1 protein-coding gene and 1 pseudogene are annotated in these 2,501 nt (G+C 59.5%); both read right to left on the reverse strand.

Features of this window, described 5'->3' with window-relative positions; genetic code table 11:
* Positions 1–252: 252 nt before the first annotated feature.
* Positions 253–543: pseudogene (locus NW856_RS06620) on the reverse strand (DUF6679 family protein); the annotation flags it as partial.
* Between the two features lie 117 nt (positions 544–660).
* On the reverse strand, positions 661–2,088 hold the full coding sequence (locus tag NW856_RS06625) for a folate/biopterin family MFS transporter (RefSeq protein ID WP_414399584.1): 1,428 nt from the start codon (positions 2,086–2,088) through the stop codon (positions 661–663).
* Between the last annotated feature and the right edge of the window lie 413 nt (positions 2,089–2,501).

The following is a 2,501-nucleotide window of genomic DNA, read 5'->3' on the forward strand; positions in this document are numbered from 1 at the left end:
TACGGGTACAGTGCGGGGCTCCTGCGATTTCTGGCTGAACCTGAGGATGTCAAGCGCTCTTCTGCGCCGCTCTGGCAAACGGAGAACTCAATCCGTGCCTTCAGCATCGTGCCGGGCACGATCCGCCCGTTTGAGATCTTCCCCACTGGAGCGCACCGGCAGCTCGGCAGGAGCCTCCCGATCCAGGTAGTAATCCTCCACGAGGCGCTCGCTGCTGGGATGATCTTCTCCTTCGGTAGGCAACAGTGGCGGATGCAGCAATTCAGCCGGAGGGCAGTCTTCTGAGGTGAGCAAATCTGACGTGCTGAGCATCCCCTTGGGAATGGTGGAAAGGCGCTGAGCAACAGCTCCAATGCTTTCCAGGCGAATCATCTCCTCCCAGGAGCAGATCTCCTCCTCATCTTCTGTCTCGTAGCGAACTAGGATGGTGTCCCCTTCGATATCGAGGATCTTGGCCCGTTCCAGCCAGCGTCCCTGATCCCGCAGATAGATCCACACATCCTTGCCTTCGCGGCTGAGTTGATAGATCCTACGATGAAGCACGGTCCCCTCCTGAAGTGAAAGATCCGAGTGAGTTGTGGGGGCTACCCAGCTCATCCCTCCATCTTAGCGGCTGGACACCGAGGCTGTATGCCTTTCCCGAGGCCAGACAGAGTCTCTTTAGGTTGGGTCGGTTTCGGCCAGAGAGACCCCTTCCATCGCCAAGGCTGTCTCCGCTTCTTCTGCCTGCACATCCCGCAGAAAGGATTCCAGAGAAGCATGGGCTTCCGCCTCAAGTTCTGCTCCGCCAAGGGTTATGCTCTCTTCCGGCAGCCAGCCCAAAAACGGCAGGGGCAAGAGGGTAGAAAGGTTGGTCAGGATCAGCAGCAGCCCCAGCCGGCTGAAATCGGTCTCCGTTACCCCCAGCCCATGCATCAGCAGGGATCCCAGCTCTTGGGAGAGAAACCCCGCCAAATTAAAGGCCGACATCAGCAGAGCAAAGAGGGTGGCCTCGATCCCAGGGGGGCAGAGGCGGGCGGCCAAGACCAGCACTGGCATAAAGGCAATTTGTCCTGCCACCGTCAGCACCAGGCTGTCCCCCAAGCTAAACCAATGATCGTCGATGCCCCAATCCCGGTTGAGGTGATAGACCAAGATAAGGCTGGTCAGGCCCAACGCCGCCGAGATCACCGTCATCCAGCCGAACAGGGGCCGCAGTGGGAGCCGCCGCAGGTACACTTGGAAGATCCCTACCCCCAGCAAACTGGCGATGCTGGTAACCAAGCGCACCTGACCCAAAAATTCCGGCCCAAAGCCGAGATCGTTGGTGACAAAGTAAAAAAGAGCCGCATCAGCGCTGGGAGTGGCCTGCCAAACGAACACAAACAGCACCGGCAGCAAAATGCTGGGTTGCCGCAGCGTCCGCCACACCTGCCCCACCTGTTGTTGCAAGGGATCCCAGCCCTGGGACAACGCCACCGGTTGATCGGCAATAACCCAAGCTGCCAGAGCGATGAACAACGGCAAAAAGGCCGTCAGCCCAAACACCACCTGCGGCGGATAATGGGCCAAGAGCGCTCCTCCCAAATAGGCGGTGAGCAGGGATCCCAAGGCCGTTGCCCCCCAAGTCAAAGATTGCAGCGTGCCCGTCCCCGCCCAGTCACTGCCGTGTACCCGCTCCACCACCAGCGAATCCACGATCACATCCCCCACCGCCACCGCCAGGGATCCCAAAACCATCCACAGGGTGGCCAGACCAGCCGTCGGTGCCCACAGGGCCATCCCCAGCCAAGCCCCACACCCCAGAAGCCCTGACAACAAGAGGTAGGGACGACGCCGATAGCCCGCCACCGGTACGGTATCCGACAGCAGGCCGTAGAGGGGCTTGAGGATCCAGGGGCTCATGGCAACGCCCATCAACGCCGCCACCTGAGACGGGCTGAGGCCCAAGCTATCCTTCAGGTAAAAGCTGGTGGCCAGCCGTGCCAGCCCCACCGCCCCCTGCACAAAGTACACCAAGAGGATTCCGAACAATTCCGGCGTCCAGTGGATATCCCGCAGCGGGGTCAGGGTGGATTGGTGCAGCCGTTGCAGCAGAGGATGAATCATGAGCGGTCGCAGTGTAGCGAGATGTTAGTTGGTGCGGTGTTGCCTTGGCAACAGCAAAACCATAAGAATCTTAACAGTCTCTTCACCTTAACCTGTCCAACTGGCTTCCGGCTCCGACCTCCTTGGACGGGTTGCGCTTCCCAGCGCTCTTTCTGCTCAACCCAGCCGAGCTACAAAATCTACAAAATAATGAGGTCGAAAGCTGATCCCCGGGTGCTATGCCATCCAGCCAAGGGCGGGGATCCCAAGAAGTCCAGCATGCTTTCGTCCCATGTTGACCGGCCCAACCCCACCTCGGCGGCACCTGAACCCGCAACTGCAGCAGCAGGCAGGGCAGTAGAGACGGGAGGTTTTGTAGATATTGCCAAAGGGGACTTCGGCAGAATCACTCGGCTGTGCTACCACCTAGACGA

The sequence above is a fragment of the Synechococcus sp. R3-13 genome (genome assembly GCF_047462195.1).
Taxonomy (GTDB): domain Bacteria; phylum Cyanobacteriota; class Cyanobacteriia; order Thermostichales; family Thermostichaceae; genus Thermostichus.

Excerpts from the sequence above, each read along its gene's own strand:
- NW856_RS06625 (WP_414399584.1), bottom strand. The coding sequence starts at position 2,088 with ATGATTCATCCTCTGCTGCAACGGCTGCACCAATCCACCCTGACCCCG.